Origin of the sequence: Kitasatospora sp. NPDC036755 (assembly GCF_040636595.1) — a bacterium.
Taxonomy (GTDB): domain Bacteria; phylum Actinomycetota; class Actinomycetes; order Streptomycetales; family Streptomycetaceae; genus Kitasatospora.
Map to the genome: position 1 here is coordinate 12,636 of NZ_JBEZUT010000080.1, position 15,819 is coordinate 28,454.

Consider the following 15,819-nt stretch of genomic DNA (forward strand, 5'->3'; position numbering starts at 1 on the left):
CCACCGGCCCGCCCCGCACGCCGTACCGCCGAAGCACCGCCGAGTACCACCGAGCACCACCGAACCGACGAGGAATCACCATGAAGCGCACCGCCCGTACCCGCTCCAGAGCCGTCGCCCTGCCGGCCGCCGTCGCCCTGCTCGGCGCGGCCGTCGGCTGCGCCGGGCCCGGCGGCGGCTCCGCCGGGGCGGGCGGCGACGGCCGCGGCGGGACCCTGGTCGTCGGCGCCACCGGCAAGCTGCCCAACACCGACACCGTGATCGGCGGCGCCGGCTTCGAGGGCAAGCGGCTGGTCTCCTTCCAGCTCTACGAGGGCCTCACCCGCTACGAGCTGCTCCAGGGCACCGACAAGCCGCCGGTCGTCACCGGCGCGCTCGCCACCGACTGGCAGGTCGCCGCCGACCGCAAGACCTGGACCTTCACCCTGCGCAAGGGCGTGACGTTCCAGGACGGCACCCCCTTCGACGCCGACGCCGTCGTGTTCAACCTGGCGCGCTACCTCGACAAGAGCAGCCCCGAGTACACCGACGCCCTCGGCGCCGCCGCCGCGGAGTACGCGGGGGACATCGCCTCCTACCGCAAGACCGACGCCGACCACGTCGAACTGGTCACCACCGAGCCCAACGGCCACTTCCCGGAGGACCTCGCCCACGTCCTGATCGCCAGCCCGACCGCCGTCCGCAAGACCGGGTCGGCGGACTTCGGCCGCCACCCGGTGGGCACCGGCCCGTTCTCCTTCGTCTCGCAGACCGAGGGCCAGCAGATCGAACTCGCCGCCAACAAGGGCTACTGGCGCGGCGCCCCCAAGCTGGACCGGCTCGTGATCAAGGCGCTCCCGGACGCCGCCGCCCGCACCGCCGCCCTGCGCTCCGGCGGCGTCAACTGGATCGAGTACCCCAACCCGGACGACATCGACAGCCTCAAGGCCGACGGCGTCACCGTCGCCACCAACAGCTACGACCACCTCTGGTACTGGATCCTGGACACCTCCAAGGCCCCCTGGGACAACCCGTTGGTGCGCCGGGCCGCCAACTACGCGATCGACCGCGAGGCCATCGCCGACAAGCTGCTGCACGGCACCGCCGACCCCGCCTACCAGGCCGCGCCCCGGGCCACCGCCGCCTACGACCCGGCCGGCGACGTGTACTCCCACGACCCGGCCCGGGCACGCCGGCTGCTCGCCGAGGCGGGCCTGCCGAACGGCTTCAGCACCTCCGTCACCGTGCCCACCGGCGGCAGCGGCAACCTGCTGCCGGTGCCGATCGCCGAGGCCCTCCAGCGGGACCTCGCCGCCGTCGGCATCAAGGTCGAGCTGCGCACCACCGACTGGACCACCCTGATCGGCGCCGAGGCCAAGGGCCAGGTGGCACTCGGGTCCGACGCCGTCGCCCAGTCCACGACGCTGTTCCAGTCCGAGGCGCTGCTGCCGCTGTTCATCGGCTCCAAGAGCCCGTTCTGGACGGGCCACTACGCCGACCCCGCGGTCGACGGGCTGCTCGCCTCCTCGGCCGCCGACCCGGACCAGGCCACCCGGCAGGCCGGGTACCGCCAGGCCCTGGCCCGCGTCACCCAGGACGCGCCGTGGCTGTTCGTCGTCAACGACCGCAACCCGCGGGCCCTTTCGCCGAAGGTCCACGGACTCGTCCAGCCGCGGTCCTGGTTCCTCGACCTCACCACGGTGTGGGTCGGCTGACCACTCCGGCCCCACCGTCCCCAGCACCGCGCCCGAGCACCCCCGGAAGGACCGCCGTCCGATGACCACCCCGTACCCGCCCCACCACACCGAGACCCAGCCGCCCAAGTGGGGCATCACCCTGCCCCTGCCGGGCCTGACCATCGACCGGCACCGCTTCCTGGTCGAGCGGCTGCCCGACCTCGGCTACACCGACGTGTGGAGCGCCGAGGGCGGCGGCACCGACGCCTTCACCCCGCTGGCCGCCACCGCCGCGTGGTCCCCGTCGCTGCGGATCGCCACCGGCATCGTCCCGGTGCACACCCGCGGCCCCGCGGTGCTCGCCCAGACCGCCGCGACGCTCGCCCAACTCGCCCCGGGCCGCGTCCTGCTGGGCATCGGCGCCTCCGTCCCCGCCCATGTCACCGACATCAACGGCATCCCCTTCGACGAGCCGTTCAAGCGGACCAGGGACGTGCTGCGCTTCGTCACCCGGGCGCTGCGCGGCGAGTACGTCACCGGCGGGTTCGACACCTTCGACATCACCGGCTACCGGCTGCCGCACCCGCCGGCCGAACCGGTCAAGGTGATCCTGGGCGCCCTGCGGCCCAACATGCTCCGGCTCGGCTTCAACGAGGGCGACGGCGTCATCACCAACCTGCTGTTCCCGCACGACGTGCCGAAGATCCTGGACACCGTCGGCCCGCAGCCGCCCGGCAAGGAGCTGGTGGTGAAGGTCTTCGTCTGCCCCACCGAGGACACCGACTACGCCCACCGCGCCACCCGGCCCTTCCTGGCCTGGATCCTCAACCGCGAGCCGTACCGCAAGTTCCACGAGTGGCTGGGCCACGGCGACCTGCTCGCCGAGACCCACCGGCTCTGGGCCTCGGGGGACCCGGAGGGCGCCCAGAAGGCCCTGCCGGACGAGGTCGTCGACGGGCTCTTCGTCAGCGGCTCGCCCGAGGAGTGCCGCGAGCGCATCCTCGCCTACCACCGCCCGGGCGTCACCACCATCCAGCTGTACGTGTCGCTGCCGCCCGAGGTGTTCGTCAGCCGGGCCAAGCTGCTCGACACCCTGGCCCGGCTCGGCCCGGCCGCCCTCTGACCCGCCCCGCCACCTTCGATCCGAGGAGTAGCCGTGCCCCTGGAGATCCGCGGCGGGGTCCGCGCCGCACCCGTTCCCGGCGACACCCCGCAGGAGCGGCAGGCCCTGCGCTGGGCGCCGGACGGCCGCGACCGCACCGCCGACCCGGCCCACGTCGCCCGCACCGCGCGCGAGAACGAGGAGGACGGGCTGGACAGCGCCCTGGTGGTGCAGTCCAGTTCCTGGCCCGACCCCTGGCTGGTGGCCTCCTGGGCGCTGGCCGCCACCACCCGGCTGCGGATCGCCGTCGCCCACCGGGTCGGCACCACCGCCCCGACCGTCGCCGCCCGCTCCCTGGCCACCCTGGACCGCCTCTCCGGCGGCCGGGCGGCGGCCCACGTCATCATCGGCTCCAGCGACCTCGACACGGCCCGCGACGGCGACCTCCTCGACAAGGCCGACCGCTACCGCCGGGCCGAGGAGTACCTTGACCTGTTCACCCGCTACCTGACCGCCGACCAGGACATCGACCACAAGGGCGAGTTCTACGCCGTGACGGCCGCCCGCCCCGGCCTGCACCCGGACCCCGGCGGCGAGCTGCTCTCCTTCGGCGGCTCGTCCCCGCAGGGCCTCGAACTCGCCGCCCGCTACGCGCAGGTGTACGCCGTCAGCCCGCTGCCGCTGCCCGACACCCGGCGGCGGATCGCCCTGGTCCGCGCCGCGGCCGCCGCCCACGGCCGGACCCTGCGGATCTGGCGGCACCTCACCGTCGTCCTCGCCGACACCGACGAGGAGGCCCGCGACCGGGTCCGCCGGCTGCGCCGGGACGCCCTGCGGCTCACCGCCGGGGGCGCCGGCGGCCGCTGGCGGGAGGCCGTCCAGCTCGACCGGGACCGCGAGCGCGGCCGCTCCGACCCGGGCCACGGGGACGAGCAGGTGGCGGCCTACGTGCGCCGCTCCCTCACCGCCGCGTACACCGGCTCGCCGGCCACCGTCGCGGCCCGGATCGGGCTCCTCCGCTCGGCGGGCGTGGACATCGTCCAGCTCGACCTGCCCGTCGAGACCGACCACGACCGAGAGCTGCGCCGCACCCTCGTCCGGCACCTCCGGTCCGGCCACGGCACCCCGTTGGACCGCCGGGGCTGGTGAACCCTCCCGGCCCGCACACGCCGGTGCCGCCCCGGGGATCCTGCTCCCCGGGGCGGCACCGGATTCGACCTGCGCGGCGTCAGCAGATCCGCGGCAGCTGTTCACCCATCGGCAGGTCGACCACCCGGGTGCCGCCGAACCCGGTCCGGGCGACGACCATCCCCGGGTGCTCCTCGACGCACTCGCCGATCACCACCGCCTCCGCTCCCCGCGGGTGGGCGCGCATCGCGGCGAGCACCGCGTCCGCCGCCCCGCGCGGGACGAAGGCGACCAGCCTGCCCTCGTTGGCGATGTACATCGGGTCCAGGCCGAGCACGGAGCAGGCGTTGGCCACCGGCTCCGGGACGGGGACGTCGCGCTCGCTGAGCACGACGCCCACCCCGGCCGCGGCGGCGATCTCGTTGAGCGCCGCCGCCAGTCCGCCCCGGGTGGGGTCGCGCAGCACGTGCAGGTCGGCGGTGGCCGCGAGCATCGCCTCGACCAGTCCGCCGAGCGCCGCGCTGTCGCTGCGCACCTCGACCCCGAACTCCAGGCCCTCCCGGACGCTCATGATCGCCACCCCGTGCAGCCCGATCGGCCCGCTGACGATCACCACGTCGCCGGGCCGGGCCCGCTGCGGCCGGATGTCGACCCCGGCGGGGACGAGCCCGATCCCGGCGGTGTTCAGGTAGACGCCGTCCCCGTGCCCGGCCTCGACGACCTTGGTGTCCCCGGTGACGATCTCCACCCCGGCGGTGCGGGCGGCCGCGCCGACCGCCCGGGCGACCCGGTCCAGCACGGCCATCTCCACCCCCTCCTCCAGGATGAAGCCGCAGGACAGGTACGCCGCCCGGGCCCCGCTCATGGCGAGGTCGTTGACCGTGCCGTTGACCGCGAGGTCGCCGATGCAGCCGCCGGGGAAGAACAGCGGCCGCACCACGTAGGAGTCGGTGGAGAAGGCGAGCCGGGCGCCACCGAGCTCCAGCACGGCGGAGTCGCCGAGCCCGGCGAGCACCGGGCCGCCGAAGGCCGGCGCGAAGAGGTTCTGCACCAGTTCGGCGGAGAGCGCCCCGCCGCCGCCGTGGCCCATCACCACCCGGGGGTGGTCGCGCAGCGGCAGCGGGCAGCTCCAGCCGGAGAAGTCCGGCCGCTCGGCGGGGAGTTCGGTGCCCGTTCCGGTGAGCAGTTCGGTGTCAGCCAACGCGACCCGCCTCCCGGGGCTGCTGGGTTTCCCGGACCGCCCGGGCTTCCCCGGGCCCCTCGGCCCGGACGGACACGCCCGGCACGCCGAGGCGCCGGTACAGGTAGTACGCCGCGCAGGCCCCCTCGCTGGACACCATCGTGGCGCCGAGCGGCGTGCGCGGGGTGCAGACGCTGCCGAAGGCCTCGCACTCGTGGGGCTTCAGCAGCCCCTGGAGCACCTCGCCGCTGCGGCACTCGGCGGGCTCCCGGGTGGTGATCCCCGCGACGTCGAAGCGGTGCTCGGCGTCGTGGTCCCGGTAGCGCGGCGAGAGCCGCCACCCGCTGCGCGGGATCACGCCGATGCCCCGCCAGGCGCGGTCGGCCACCTCGAACACGTCCTCCAGCATGGCGCGGGCCGCCGGGTTGCCCTCGGCGCGCACGGCCCGCGGGTAGGCGTTGTCCACGGCGTGCTCCCCGTGCTCCAGCTGCCGTACGGTGCGCCGGATCCCCTCCAGGATGTCCAGCGGCTCGAAGCCGGTGACGACGATCGGCACCCGGTGGCGCTCCGCCAGCGCCGGGTACTCGGCGGTGCCCATCACGCTGCACACGTGCCCGGCGGCGAGGAAGCCCTGGACCCGGCAGTCCGGCGACTCCATGATCGCGTCGATGGCGGGAGGCACCCGGACGTGCGAGACCAGCATGCTGAAGTTGCGCAGGCCCTGCTTCCTGGCCAGGTGGACGGCCATGGCGTTCGGCGGGGCGGTGGTCTCGAAGCCGATGCCGAAGAAGACCACCTCCTTGCCCGGGTTCTCCCGGGCGATCCGCAGGGCGTCGAGCGGCGAGTACACCACCCGGACGTCGCCGCCCTCGCCGCGGACCCGGAACAGGTCCCGGTCGGTTCCCGGCACCCGCAGCATGTCCCCGAAGGAGCAGAAGACCACTCCGGGCCGGGCCGCGATCGCCAGCGCCCGGTCGATCACCTCCAGCGGGGTGACGCACACCGGGCAGCCCGGCCCGTGGATCAACTCGACTTCCTCCGGCAGCAGTTGGTCGATGGCATGCCGGATGATGCTGTGCGTCTGGCCGCCGCAGACCTCCATCAGCGCCCACGGCCGGGTGACCGTCGCCCTGATGTCGGCGATCAGTCCGGCGGCCAGCTCGGGGTTGCGGAACTCCTCCAGGTACTTCACCGTCCGGCCTCCTCGGCCTCTCCGGCCACCGCGGCGGCCTCCCACGGATCGCCGAACTCCTCCTGCAGCAGGCCGAGTTCCTCGAAGAGGGCCAGGGTGCTCCGGGCCGACTCCTCGTCCAGCCGCTGCAGCGCGAAGCCCACGTGGACGATCGCGTACTCCCCCACCGCCAGGTCCGGCAGGTACTCCAGGCACACGTCCTTGACCACGCCGCCGAAGTCCATCACCGCCATCCTGGTCCCGTCCCGCTCCCCGATCTCCGTCACCCTGCCGGGCACCGCCAGGCACATCCGCTCTCACTCCTCCCGGGTGGCCGACGACCGGGCGGCCACCATCAGCTGGCCCAGCGCCAGCCCTCCGTCGTTGGGCGGCACCCGGCGGTGCCGCAGTACGGTGAAGCCGTCCTCCCCGAGGCCGCTCGCGCAGGCCGAGGAGAGCAGCGCGTTGGCGAAGACTCCGCCGCTGAGCGCCACGGTGGTGGTGCCGTGGCGGTCCCGGACGGCCGAGCAGACCTGCCGGACCAGCCCCGCCACCGCGCCGTGGAAGCGCGCGGCGACCAGCCCGGCGGGGGCGCCCGCGGTCACGTCGGCCACCACGGCGGCCAGCACCGGCCCGGGGTCGGCGCTCCAGCCGTCCGCCCGCGCCGACAGACCGAAGGCGTAGCCCTCCGCCGGGCCGGACCCGCAGGCCGCCGCCTCCAGTTCGATCGCCGCCTGGGCCTCGTAGCCGGCCCGGTGGCAGATCCCGGCGAGCGAGGACACCGCGTCGAACAGCCGGCCCATGCTGGAGGTCGGCACACAGTTCAGACCGCGCTCCAACTGCCTTTCCAACAGCGAGAGTTCCCCCGCCCCGCAGGCTTCGACCGGCGGCAGCCCGGGCGTCCGGGGCAGCCCGGCCGCGCGCAGGTGGGCGAGCGCTGTCCGGTACGGGCGCGCCACGGCCGCGTCCCCTCCCGGCAGCGGCACGTACTCGAGGTGGGCGAGGCGGCGGAACCCGTCGTAGTCGGCGAGCAGCACCTCGCCGCCCCAGATCGCGCCGTCCTCGCCGTAGCCGGTGCCGTCGAAGGCCACCCCGAGTACCGGCCGGCCGCCGTCCAGGCCGTGTTCGGCCATCACCGCGGCGAGGTGGGCGTGGTGGTGCTGCACCCGGCGCACCGGCCGGCCGGCGGCGGTCCGCTCGGCGTGCCGCAGCGAGCGGTAGCCGGGGTGCCGGTCGGCGACCAGCAGTTCGGGCCGCACCCCGCTGACCGTGCCGAGCTGTTCGACCGCCCGGTCGAAGGCCCTCAGGGTGGCCAGGTCGTCCATGTCGCCGATGTGACCGGACAGCCAGGCGTAGCCGTCCCGGGCGAGGGCGAACACGTTCTTGAGGTCGCCGCCGACCGCCAGGGCCGGGCGGACGGGCACCGGCAGCGGGATCGGCAGCGGCGCGTACCCGCGCGAGCGGCGCAGCGGCAGCTGCTCGCCGTCCACCACCCGCACCACCGAGTCCTCGCAGGGCACGTGGATCGGCCGGTCGTGGGTGAGCCAGCCGTCGACCAGCGGGGCGAGCCGCTCCAGCGCGTCCCGGTCCTCGGTGACGATCGGCTCGCCGGAGAGGTTGGCGCTGGTCATCACCAGCAGGTCCGGCCCGGGGGCGGCGAGCAGCAGGTGGTGCAGCGGCGTGTACGGGAGCATCACCCCGAGGTCGGGGCTGCCCGGCGCCACCCCCTCGGGCAGCGGCCGGCCGGTGCGGCGCAGCAGGACGATCGGCCGTACCGGCCCGGTGAGCAGTTCCCGCTCGACCGGGTCGACGGGCAGCAGGCGCTCGACGGTGGCGAGGTCGCGGGCCATCACGGCGAAGGGCTTGTCGCCGCGCCGCTTGCGCCGGCGCAGCAGGGCGACGGCCGCGGGGTCGCGGGCGTCGCAGGCCAGGTGGTAGCCGCCGATGCCCTTGACGGCGAGGACGGCTCCCCCGGCCAGTAGCCGCCGAGCCTCTGTCAGGGCGCGTTCCCCGCCGAGTCCGGGGCGGCCGGGCACGGTCAGCGCGAGGGTGGGCCCGCAGGCGTGGCAGGCGACGGGCTGGGCGTGGAAGCGGCGGTCGGCGGGGTCGGCGTACTCCCGGGCGCAGTCCGGGCACATCGGGAAGCCGGCCATCGTGGTGTTGGCCCGGTCGTAGGGCAGACCGGTGACGATGGTGTGCCGGGGGCCGCAGTTGGTGCAGCTGATGAAGGGGTGCCGGTGGCGGCGGTCGGCCGGGTCGGCGAGTTCGGTGAGGCAGTCGGCGCAGGTCGCGGTGTCCGGCGGGATCAGGGTGGTGCGGGGGCCTCCGGGGCTGGACGGGACGATCCGGAAGCCGGTGGCGCCGGTGGCGGTGAGCGGCGCGTGGTCCACCGAGTGCACCTGGGCGAGCGGCGGCGCGTCGCCGGCCACCCGGCGGCAGAAGGCGTCCAGGGCGTCCGGGCTGCCCTCGACCTCGACCAGGACGCCCTCGCCGGTGTTGGTGACGGTGCCGGCCAGCCCGAGCTCGCCGGCCAGGGTGTGGACGAACGGGCGGAAGCCGACCCCCTGCACCAGGCCGCGGACGGCGACCCGCCGCCGCTCGCGGTCGAGGCCGGGGTGACCGGCCGTCACGCGCTGTCCCCCACCGGGGAGTGCCAGTGGCCGTGCTCGCGGCCGTGGTCATGCTCGTGGTCGTGGCCGTGTTCGTGGTCATGCCCGGGGCCGTGTTCGTGGTCATGCTCGTGCTCGTCGGCGTGCGAGTGCGGCGGCGGCACCTCCATCACCGGCCGGTGCGGCCGCGCCCCGTCCAGGACGGCCAGCGCCCGGTCCAGCAGCGCCCCGACGCCCTGGCCCGTGCGGGCCGAGGTGTTCAGCACCTCCACCCCGGGGTTGACCCGCTGGACGTTGGCCAGGAACGCGGCCTCGTCGAACTCGGCGGCCGCGGCGAGGTCCGCCTTGGTCACCAGCACCAGGTTGGCCAGCCCGAAGGCCGTCGGGTACTTGAGCGGCTTGTCCTCGCCCTCGGTCACCGAGGCCAGCACCACCCGCAGCGTCTCGCCGAGGTCGTAGGCGGCCGGGCAGACCAGGTTGCCGACGTTCTCCACGAACAGCAGCCGGCAGTCCTGCGGCAGCCAGCCGTCCAGGTGCCCGGCGAGCATCCGCGCCTCCAGGTGGCAGAGCCCGTCGGTGAGCACCTGCTTCACCGGGGCGCCCGAGCGGGCCAGCCGCCGGGCGTCGTTCTCGGTGGCGAGGTCGGCGGTGAGCGCGGCGACATCCACCCCGCGCTGCCGGGCCAGCCCCAGCTCTGCCTCCAGCAGCGCGGTCTTCCCGCTGCCGGGGCTGGACAGCAGGTTGACCGCGACCGTCCCCCGCGCCTCCAGCGCCGCCCGCAGCCGGCGGGCGCTGTCGTCGTTGCGGGCGAGGACCGCCTGACGGAGGTCGACCGTGCGGCACATCGGCATCAGCCTTTCTGTTCGGCCCGGACGTCCTGGGGCCGGGCCCACTCGACGTCGAGGATCTGCAGCTCACGCCCGGACAGCAGCTCCACGCCGCCACCGCCGGAGCACCTCGGACAGCCGAGGTCCGGCGGCATCCCGACCGCCCACTCGACCGCGCAGGGGGTGCAGCGGGCCCGGGCCACGACGGGCTCGGTCTCCAGCACCGCGCCCGCCACCGGCGTTCCGGCGCAGGCCAGTTCGAAGCAGAAGTCGAGGGCCTCGGGCACCACGCCGGCCAGCTCGCCCACCCGCAGCCGCACCCGCGCCACCCCGGCGGCCCCGTGTTCGCGCGCGGCCGTCTCGACCTGCTCGACGACGGCTTCGGCGATCGACATCTCGTGCACGGAGACCCCTTCCCGGAGCGGGCGGCGGCGACGGGCCCCATTACAGGGCCCGGTGGCGGCGTCGGCCCGAAGCCGCGCCGCCACCGGGTGCGGGGCTGCACCGTTCGCAGCAGTCCGCGCCTCACATCCGGGAGATGTGCAGGTACCGCTTGATGTCCGGCAGGCTCTGCCAGACGGCCGCGCCGATCCCCACCAGCAGGGCGGCGCAGAACAGTTTCCTCAGCATGCTGTCGTCTCCTTCTCCGGCTGCGCGGCCTCGTCCACGACCCGCAGGACCACTCGGACCGCCTCCGCCACGGCGGCGGTGACGGGCTCGCTGAGCCCGATGCCCTCCTCCAGCGAGGCCGGCTCGCAGCCGACCACCAGGACCCGCTCGGGCGGTTCGCCGCCGGTGCCGGCGGCGAGCGTGGCGAGCAGCGCCAGTACGGCGTCCGGTCCCATCCGGTGGCCGTCCAGGACCGGCGGTTCCAGCGGCTGCCCGGCGTCCGCCTCGATCAGGTAGACGGTGCCGGGCTCGCCGCCGCGGCAGGTGGCGTCCACCAGGACGGCGGTGCGGTAGCCGTCGAGCAGCCGGTACGCCAGGTCCACGCCGCGTACGCCGACGTCGACCAGTTCGACGCCGTCCGGCAGCGGGTGGGCGGACAGCCGCCGGACGGTCTCGACCCCGAAGCCGTCGTCGCCGAGGAAGATGTTGCCCACCCCGGCGACCAGTACCGTACGGCTCGTCACGGACCCTCCAGCGGCGTGACCTCGTCCGGCTGGAAGTACCGGAAGCGCCCCTGGGCCCGCCAGAGGTCGGCACCCGGGTCGTCCTCCACCGTGACGGCCAGGTGCACCGAGCCGTCGAGGTCGTGCAGCACCGCCTCCACGAGGCCGGTCCGGCCGTCCAGGAAGAGGTCCTGGGCGTCGGTGCGCCGGCGGCCGGGCCGCAGCAGCACCCGGCTGCCGGCGCCCACCTCGCGGCCGTCGACCAGCACCCGGTCCCGCTCGGGGTCGACGCCCGGGTCGTTGCCAGGGTCCCACCACGGCTGTTCACCCCCTTCGGCGGCGCCGCCGCCGGTGACCTCGCGCAGCCCGCGGATCGCCCCGTGCAGCCGCTCCAGCACCTCGGGCGGCATGGAGTCGGCCAGCTCGATCACGGCGCCGGCGCGTTCGTCGGTGCCCCGGGCCTCCCGCTTCTCCTCCTCGGTCAGGGCCGCCGTCCGCAGCGCCAGGATCTCGTCGATCTCGGTGGCGTCGTACAGCGTGCCGAGGCTCTCCGGGGCGACCCTCGGGTGGTCCTCCAGGATGATCGGCGAGGAGAGCAGCACCCCGCGCTCACCCTCCGGCCCGGCCAGCACCGGCCAGGTGCGCTCGTTGCGGCACCGCTCGACCGCCGGGCGGGCCCATTCGGGCGGGTCGGTGACGGACAGGAAGCGGCCGTGCTCCAGCCCGAGCAGCAGGTGGGCGGAGACCAGCGAGCGCGGCAGCGCCTGGTCGCGGGTGGCGTGCCGGGACGGCCGCCAGTCGGAGGTGTTCTCCACCTCCACGGTCAGCCGCTGCGCCCGGTACGGGCCGGGCAGGTCCTCGGCCCGCAGCCGGACCAGGCCGTCGACCTGTTCGCGCCGCCGCACCAGCCGGCCGACGACGACGCCGTCCTCGTGCACCAGCCCGGTCTCGCCGACGCCCGGCAGCCGGAACGTCCGCTGCACCCCCGCACCGGCCAACTCCTCGACCGGGAGCAGGAGTTCGATCCGCTCCTCGGCGCCCTCGTCCCACTCGACGAGGTCCCGGTCGGCCAGCTCCAGCCGTTCCACGGACTCGAAGCCGGCGGCGGTGGCCTTCTCGACGGTGCGCCGCTGGACCCGCAGGAAGCGCAGCTCGACCGCCAGCCGGTCCCCGTCGCGCGCCTCCGTCACGCACTCGGTGCGCTGGTGGGAGTGCTCGCCGCCCTGCGCGGTGTACTCGGGCGGCACCAGGACGCCGAACTGCCAGCGCAGCCGGTTCTTGGCCGCCGAGGCGCGGTAGGGGTAGAGCACGTAGCCCTCCAGCAGCACCGCGTCGGCGATCTGCCGGGCGGCCGCGAAGCCGCGCTCGATCCGCTCGGGGAAGCCGCTCACCGGACCGTCCCCTCGACCGCCGCCGCCGTGAGCAGCTCGCGCACGGTGGCCTCCCAGGAGGTCAGGGCCCGCCGGGATCGGTAGGCCAGCAGTTCCTCCATGACCTCCTCCGGCAGCCGCAGCCAGCCGCTGCCGGGGAAGTGCCGGTCGATCGCCTCCCGCCAGACGGCGGCCGGCATCCGCACCCGGGCCTCCCGGTCCCAGGGCACCGGGCTGACCTGGAAGCCGCCGGGCCCGGCGAACGCGGTGCCGGAGAAGAGCAGCAGCAGCGGCACCTCACCGCCGTCCAGCGCCCGGAAGTAGCGGGCCGAGGCCACCTCCTGGTCGTAGGTGCACGGCACCGCGAGGTCGATCTCGGTCTCGCCGGTGAAGCCGGGCACCAGCAGCGGCACGGTGGCGAACTGGATCGGGTTGAGCGTGGTCGCCCACCGCTCCCGCCCGCCGAAGAGGTCGCCGAGCCGCTCGCCCTCCTCGTTCCCGTACGGCCGGCGGCCCGGTTCGATCCGCAGCTGGCAGTGCAGGGCGAGGGCGTGCACCCGGACGTCGGCCGGGGCCGTGATCCGCAGCCGGAAGACCAGGGTCGGGCCGGCCGCGTACGGGTCGGAGCGCACGCCGGTGCAGGCGAAGCCGAGCGCCGTCACACCGTCACCTCCGCGGGCAGCGGGCGGGCCCGCTCGGCCAGCCGGGCGAAGAACGCGTCGAGTTCGGCCCGCGCCTCGGCGCCGCCGTCGAAGCCGTGCCAGCACCGCCGCAGCCGCCCGACCAGCTCGTAGCAGACGTCGATCGGCACCAGGAAGCACACCACGCCGTCCTCGGAGCGGCGCAGCAGCAGCGCCTCCACGTCCGGTTCCAGGGCCTCGGCCAGCCGGCTGCCGCCGAGGGCGCGCTGCCAGGCCGCCTCGTCCAGCTCGCTCTCGGTGGCGCCGGCCGGGCCGGGGTAGAAGGCGAGCAACTGGTCCAGCGCGGTGTTGCGGAACAGGAAGGCGGTGCCGACCGGGATGCCCAGCGCCGACCAGGCCTGCTGGTCCAACTCGCCCGCCGGGTCGGCGAGGTAGCGGTCCGGCACGGCGCGGTAGCGGCCGCCGGCCGCGCCCGGCTGCCGGAACAGCAGCCCGCAGGCGGTGCAGGCGCAGGCCAGGGCGCGCTCCTCGACGTCCACCAGGTGGCGGTGGCCGGCGGGCAGGTCGCGGCCGCACAGGGCGCACTGCTCGGGGCGCGGCGGGGCCGGCTCGCGCAGCCGGTGCAGCAGGGCCGTCCCGTCCCGGGAGATCCGGCGGCTGTTCATCGCGCCTCCACGGTCCGCTGCGGGCGGGTACCGATCTGGAGCAGCTGCGGGGCGCGCTCCAGCTCCACGTCCGTCACCTCGGGCGCGTGGCAGGCGAGGGCGGCCGCCACCTCCTGCTCGCCGCAGCCGCAGCCGCCGCCCGTGCGGCGCAGCCGCAGCACGCCGGTGGCCGGCTCGAAGCCGGTCACCTCGACCCGCTCGGGCAGGGCGGCCAGCGCCCGGTCGATCCGGGCGGGCAGGTCCTCGGGGTGCAGGTCGTGCAGGAGCAGCAGCCCGGCCACGGCCGGGTCGTCCAGCATCCGGTCCAGCGCGGGCGGGGGCAGTGCCGGGACCATCCTGGCCAGGCCCTGGCCGTAGAACTCCATGAGCTCCCGGACGAGTTGCTCGCCCGCCTGCTCGGCGCCGCTGTCGGCCAGGGCGTCCAGGGCCTGCTGGATCCGCTGCCCGGTCTGCTCGGCCGTCATGCGGTGAGCCCGCTCAGGCCGGTGGGCACGTGCATGGTCTGCACGGTGCGCCCGCCGCCGACGTACATGTGCACGCCGCAGGGCAGACAGGGGTCGAAGCTGCGCACCGCGCGCATGATGTCGATGCCCTTGAAGTTCTCCGGGGAGTTCTCCTCGAAGATCGGGGTGTTCTGCACCGCGTCCTCGTACGGGCCCGGCGTGCCGTAGCTGTCCCGGACGCTGGCGTTCCACGGGGTGGGCGGGTACGGGTGGTAGTTGGCGATCTTGCCGTCGCGGATCACCATGTGGTGCGAGAGCACGCCGCGCACGGCCTCGGTGAAGCCGCAGCCGATCGACTCGTCCGGCACCTCGAAGCGCTCCCAGGTCTGGCTGCGCCCGGCCCGGACCTCGTCGAGCGCCTTCTCGGCGAAGTGCAGGGCGGCGGCGGCCGCGTACGCCTGGAAGTAGGTGCGGGCGCGGTTGCGCTCGATGGCGTTGCTCCACTGCGGGATCTTCCACTCGAAGGTGACCTCGGGCTTGGTCATCGAGCGGGGCAGGTTGATCAGCACGCTGTGGCCGGTGGCCTTGACGTAGCCGATGTCGACCAGCCCGGACAGGGCGGTGGACCAGAGGCGGGCGATCGGGCCGCCGCCGGTGTCCAGGGCGAGGTGGTCCTTGCCGTCGAACCAGCGCGGGGACATCACCCAGCTGTACTTGTCGTCGAAGTTCCGCTTCTGCGGGGCGGGGATGGTGTGCTGGTTCCACGGGTGCCGGGGGTCGACGGGGTTGCCCAGCGGGTCGTGGGTGACGAACAGGTCCTTGCCCTGCCAGTCCTCGTAGTAGGAGCTGCCGAGCAGGATGCGGATGCCCAGGTTGATCTGTGTCAGGTCGTTGGTGACGAGCTTGCCGTCCACGACGACGCCGGGGGTGACGAACATCCGCCGGCCCCAGTCCGTCATGTTGCGGTAGGTGAAGTCGCAGTGGTCGGGGTCGTTGAGGCTGCCCCAGCAGCCGAGCAGGACGCGGCGCCGGCCGACCTCCTCGTAGCCGGGCAGGGCCTGGTAGAAGAAGTCGAAGAGGTCGTCGTGCAGCGGCACGACCTTCTTCATGAACTCGACGTAGCGCATCAGCCGGGTCAGGTAGTCGGTGAACAGCTGCACCGTGGCGACGGTGCCGACGCCGCCCGGGTAGAGCGTGGAGGGGTGCACGTGGCGGCCCTCCATCAGGCAGAACATCTCCCGGGTGTACCGGCTGACCTGGAGCGCCTCGCGGTAGAACTCGCCCTCGATCGGGTTGAGCGAGCGCATGATGTCGGCGATGGTCCTGTACCCGTGGTCGCCGGCGTGCGGGGCCTCGGTGCGTTCGGCCTGCTCCAGGACGCCGGGGTTGGTCTCGCGGACCATCTTCTCGCAGTAGTCGACCCCGACCAGGTTCTCCTGGAAGATGTTGTGGTCGAACATGTACTCGGCGGCCTCGCCGAGGTTGATGATCCACTCCCCGAGGTGCGGGGGCTTCACCCCGTACGCCATGTTCTGGGTGTAGACGGAGCAGGTGGCGTGGTTGTCGCCGCAGATCCCGCAGATCCGGCTGGTGATGAAGTGGGCGTCGCGCGGGTCCTTGCCGCGCATGAACACGCTGTAGCCGCGGAAGACCGACGAGGTGCTGTAGCACTCCGCGACCCGCTTCCGCTTGAAGTCGATCTTCGTGTGGATGCCCAGGCTGCCCACGATCCGGGTGATCGGATCCCAGGACATCTCGGTCAGGCCGCTGCCGTCGCCGGCCGCTCTGGTGGTGGGTGTTGCCATCGTCTCTGTCGTGTCCTTCTCTGAGCGGGGGCAGGGGGACGGGGGCGGCCCGGGAGGGGCGCAGCGTCGAGGACATGCGGCTGCGGCTGCTGCTGGACACCGTGCTGCAGT

The 15,819-nt window shown here is 74.5% G+C and carries 15 protein-coding genes; 3 read left to right on the forward strand and 12 right to left on the reverse strand.

Features of this window, described 5'->3' with window-relative positions:
* The first annotated feature begins 80 nt into the window (after nucleotides 1-80).
* The 3 genes from AB0E96_RS14860 to AB0E96_RS14870 all read left to right on the forward strand — a co-directional run bounded on the left by AB0E96_RS14860 (nucleotide 81) and on the right by AB0E96_RS14870 (nucleotide 3,906).
* Nucleotides 81-1,694, forward strand: coding sequence for an ABC transporter substrate-binding protein (locus AB0E96_RS14860; RefSeq protein ID WP_359823035.1), 1,614 nt, complete (start codon nucleotides 81-83; stop codon nucleotides 1,692-1,694).
* 61 nt (nucleotides 1,695-1,755) lie between these two features.
* Nucleotides 1,756-2,778: an LLM class F420-dependent oxidoreductase gene (locus AB0E96_RS14865; RefSeq protein WP_359823037.1), complete on the forward strand. Its 1,023-nt coding sequence runs from the start codon at nucleotides 1,756-1,758 to the stop codon at nucleotides 2,776-2,778.
* 33 nt (nucleotides 2,779-2,811) lie between these two features.
* Nucleotides 2,812-3,906 carry an LLM class flavin-dependent oxidoreductase gene (locus AB0E96_RS14870; protein WP_359823040.1) on the forward strand — a complete coding sequence of 365 codons (1,095 nt, stop codon included), beginning with the start codon at nucleotides 2,812-2,814 and terminating at the stop codon, nucleotides 3,904-3,906.
* A gap of 79 nt (nucleotides 3,907-3,985) precedes the next feature.
* Here the strand turns inward: AB0E96_RS14870 and hypE are convergent, their stop codons facing one another.
* From hypE to AB0E96_RS14930, 12 genes are all read right to left on the reverse strand, one after another.
* A complete protein-coding gene (gene hypE, locus AB0E96_RS14875; protein ID WP_359823072.1) occupies nucleotides 3,986-5,071 on the reverse strand; it encodes a hydrogenase expression/formation protein HypE in 1,086 nt (361 codons plus the stop codon).
* A gap of 7 nt (nucleotides 5,072-5,078) precedes the next feature.
* On the reverse strand, nucleotides 5,079-6,257 hold the full coding sequence (hypD, locus tag AB0E96_RS14880) for a hydrogenase formation protein HypD (protein WP_359823043.1): 1,179 nt from the start codon (nucleotides 6,255-6,257) through the stop codon (nucleotides 5,079-5,081).
* Nucleotides 6,254-6,547 carry a HypC/HybG/HupF family hydrogenase formation chaperone gene (locus AB0E96_RS14885; protein WP_359823045.1) on the reverse strand — a complete coding sequence of 98 codons (294 nt, stop codon included), beginning with the start codon at nucleotides 6,545-6,547 and terminating at the stop codon, nucleotides 6,254-6,256. The genes hypD and AB0E96_RS14885 overlap by 4 nt, the downstream gene beginning before the upstream one ends.
* Before the next feature lie 6 nt (nucleotides 6,548-6,553).
* Nucleotides 6,554-8,866 carry a carbamoyltransferase HypF gene (gene hypF, locus AB0E96_RS14890; protein ID WP_359823047.1) on the reverse strand — a complete coding sequence of 771 codons (2,313 nt, stop codon included), beginning with the start codon at nucleotides 8,864-8,866 and terminating at the stop codon, nucleotides 6,554-6,556.
* Complete coding sequence (gene hypB, locus AB0E96_RS14895) at nucleotides 8,863-9,690, reverse strand: hydrogenase nickel incorporation protein HypB (protein WP_359823049.1); 828 nt, start codon at nucleotides 9,688-9,690, stop codon at nucleotides 8,863-8,865. Before hypB ends, hypF begins: the two co-directional genes overlap by 4 nt.
* A gap of 5 nt (nucleotides 9,691-9,695) precedes the next feature.
* On the reverse strand, nucleotides 9,696-10,076 hold the full coding sequence (locus AB0E96_RS14900; RefSeq protein ID WP_359823052.1) for a hydrogenase maturation nickel metallochaperone HypA: 381 nt from the start codon (nucleotides 10,074-10,076) through the stop codon (nucleotides 9,696-9,698).
* 219 nt (nucleotides 10,077-10,295) lie between these two features.
* Nucleotides 10,296-10,805 (reverse strand): hydrogenase maturation protease, encoded by a 510-nt coding sequence (locus AB0E96_RS14905; RefSeq protein WP_359823055.1) that lies wholly within the window; start codon nucleotides 10,803-10,805, stop codon nucleotides 10,296-10,298.
* Complete coding sequence (locus AB0E96_RS14910) at nucleotides 10,802-12,175, reverse strand: hypothetical protein (RefSeq protein ID WP_359823057.1); 1,374 nt, start codon at nucleotides 12,173-12,175, stop codon at nucleotides 10,802-10,804. The genes AB0E96_RS14905 and AB0E96_RS14910 overlap by 4 nt, the downstream gene beginning before the upstream one ends.
* Nucleotides 12,172-12,816 carry a DUF6084 family protein gene (locus AB0E96_RS14915; RefSeq protein ID WP_359823059.1) on the reverse strand — a complete coding sequence of 215 codons (645 nt, stop codon included), beginning with the start codon at nucleotides 12,814-12,816 and terminating at the stop codon, nucleotides 12,172-12,174. Before AB0E96_RS14915 ends, AB0E96_RS14910 begins: the two co-directional genes overlap by 4 nt.
* Nucleotides 12,813-13,460 (reverse strand): DUF5947 family protein, encoded by a 648-nt coding sequence (locus AB0E96_RS14920; protein ID WP_359823062.1) that lies wholly within the window; start codon nucleotides 13,458-13,460, stop codon nucleotides 12,813-12,815. Before AB0E96_RS14920 ends, AB0E96_RS14915 begins: the two co-directional genes overlap by 4 nt.
* Nucleotides 13,457-13,924 carry a thioredoxin gene (locus AB0E96_RS14925; protein ID WP_359823063.1) on the reverse strand — a complete coding sequence of 156 codons (468 nt, stop codon included), beginning with the start codon at nucleotides 13,922-13,924 and terminating at the stop codon, nucleotides 13,457-13,459. Before AB0E96_RS14925 ends, AB0E96_RS14920 begins: the two co-directional genes overlap by 4 nt.
* The gene (locus AB0E96_RS14930; protein ID WP_359823065.1) at nucleotides 13,921-15,708 is read right to left on the reverse strand and encodes a nickel-dependent hydrogenase large subunit; all 1,788 of its coding nucleotides are present in this window, start codon (nucleotides 15,706-15,708) and stop codon (nucleotides 13,921-13,923) included. The genes AB0E96_RS14925 and AB0E96_RS14930 overlap by 4 nt, the downstream gene beginning before the upstream one ends.
* Nucleotides 15,709-15,819 lie beyond the last annotated feature (111 nt).

Excerpts from the sequence above, each read along its gene's own strand:
- AB0E96_RS14860 (WP_359823035.1), top strand. The coding sequence starts at position 81 with ATGAAGCGCACCGCCCGTACCCGCTCCAGAGCCGTCGCCCTGCCGGCC.
- AB0E96_RS14865 (WP_359823037.1), top strand. The coding sequence starts at position 1,756 with ATGACCACCCCGTACCCGCCCCACCACACCGAGACCCAGCCGCCCAAG.
- AB0E96_RS14885 (WP_359823045.1), bottom strand. The coding sequence starts at position 6,547 with ATGTGCCTGGCGGTGCCCGGCAGGGTGACGGAGATCGGGGAGCGGGAC.
- hypB (WP_359823049.1), bottom strand. The coding sequence starts at position 9,690 with ATGTGCCGCACGGTCGACCTCCGTCAGGCGGTCCTCGCCCGCAACGAC.
- AB0E96_RS14920 (WP_359823062.1), bottom strand. The coding sequence starts at position 13,460 with ATGAACAGCCGCCGGATCTCCCGGGACGGGACGGCCCTGCTGCACCGG.
- AB0E96_RS14925 (WP_359823063.1), bottom strand. The coding sequence starts at position 13,924 with ATGACGGCCGAGCAGACCGGGCAGCGGATCCAGCAGGCCCTGGACGCC.
- AB0E96_RS14930 (WP_359823065.1), bottom strand. The coding sequence starts at position 15,708 with ATGGCAACACCCACCACCAGAGCGGCCGGCGACGGCAGCGGCCTGACC.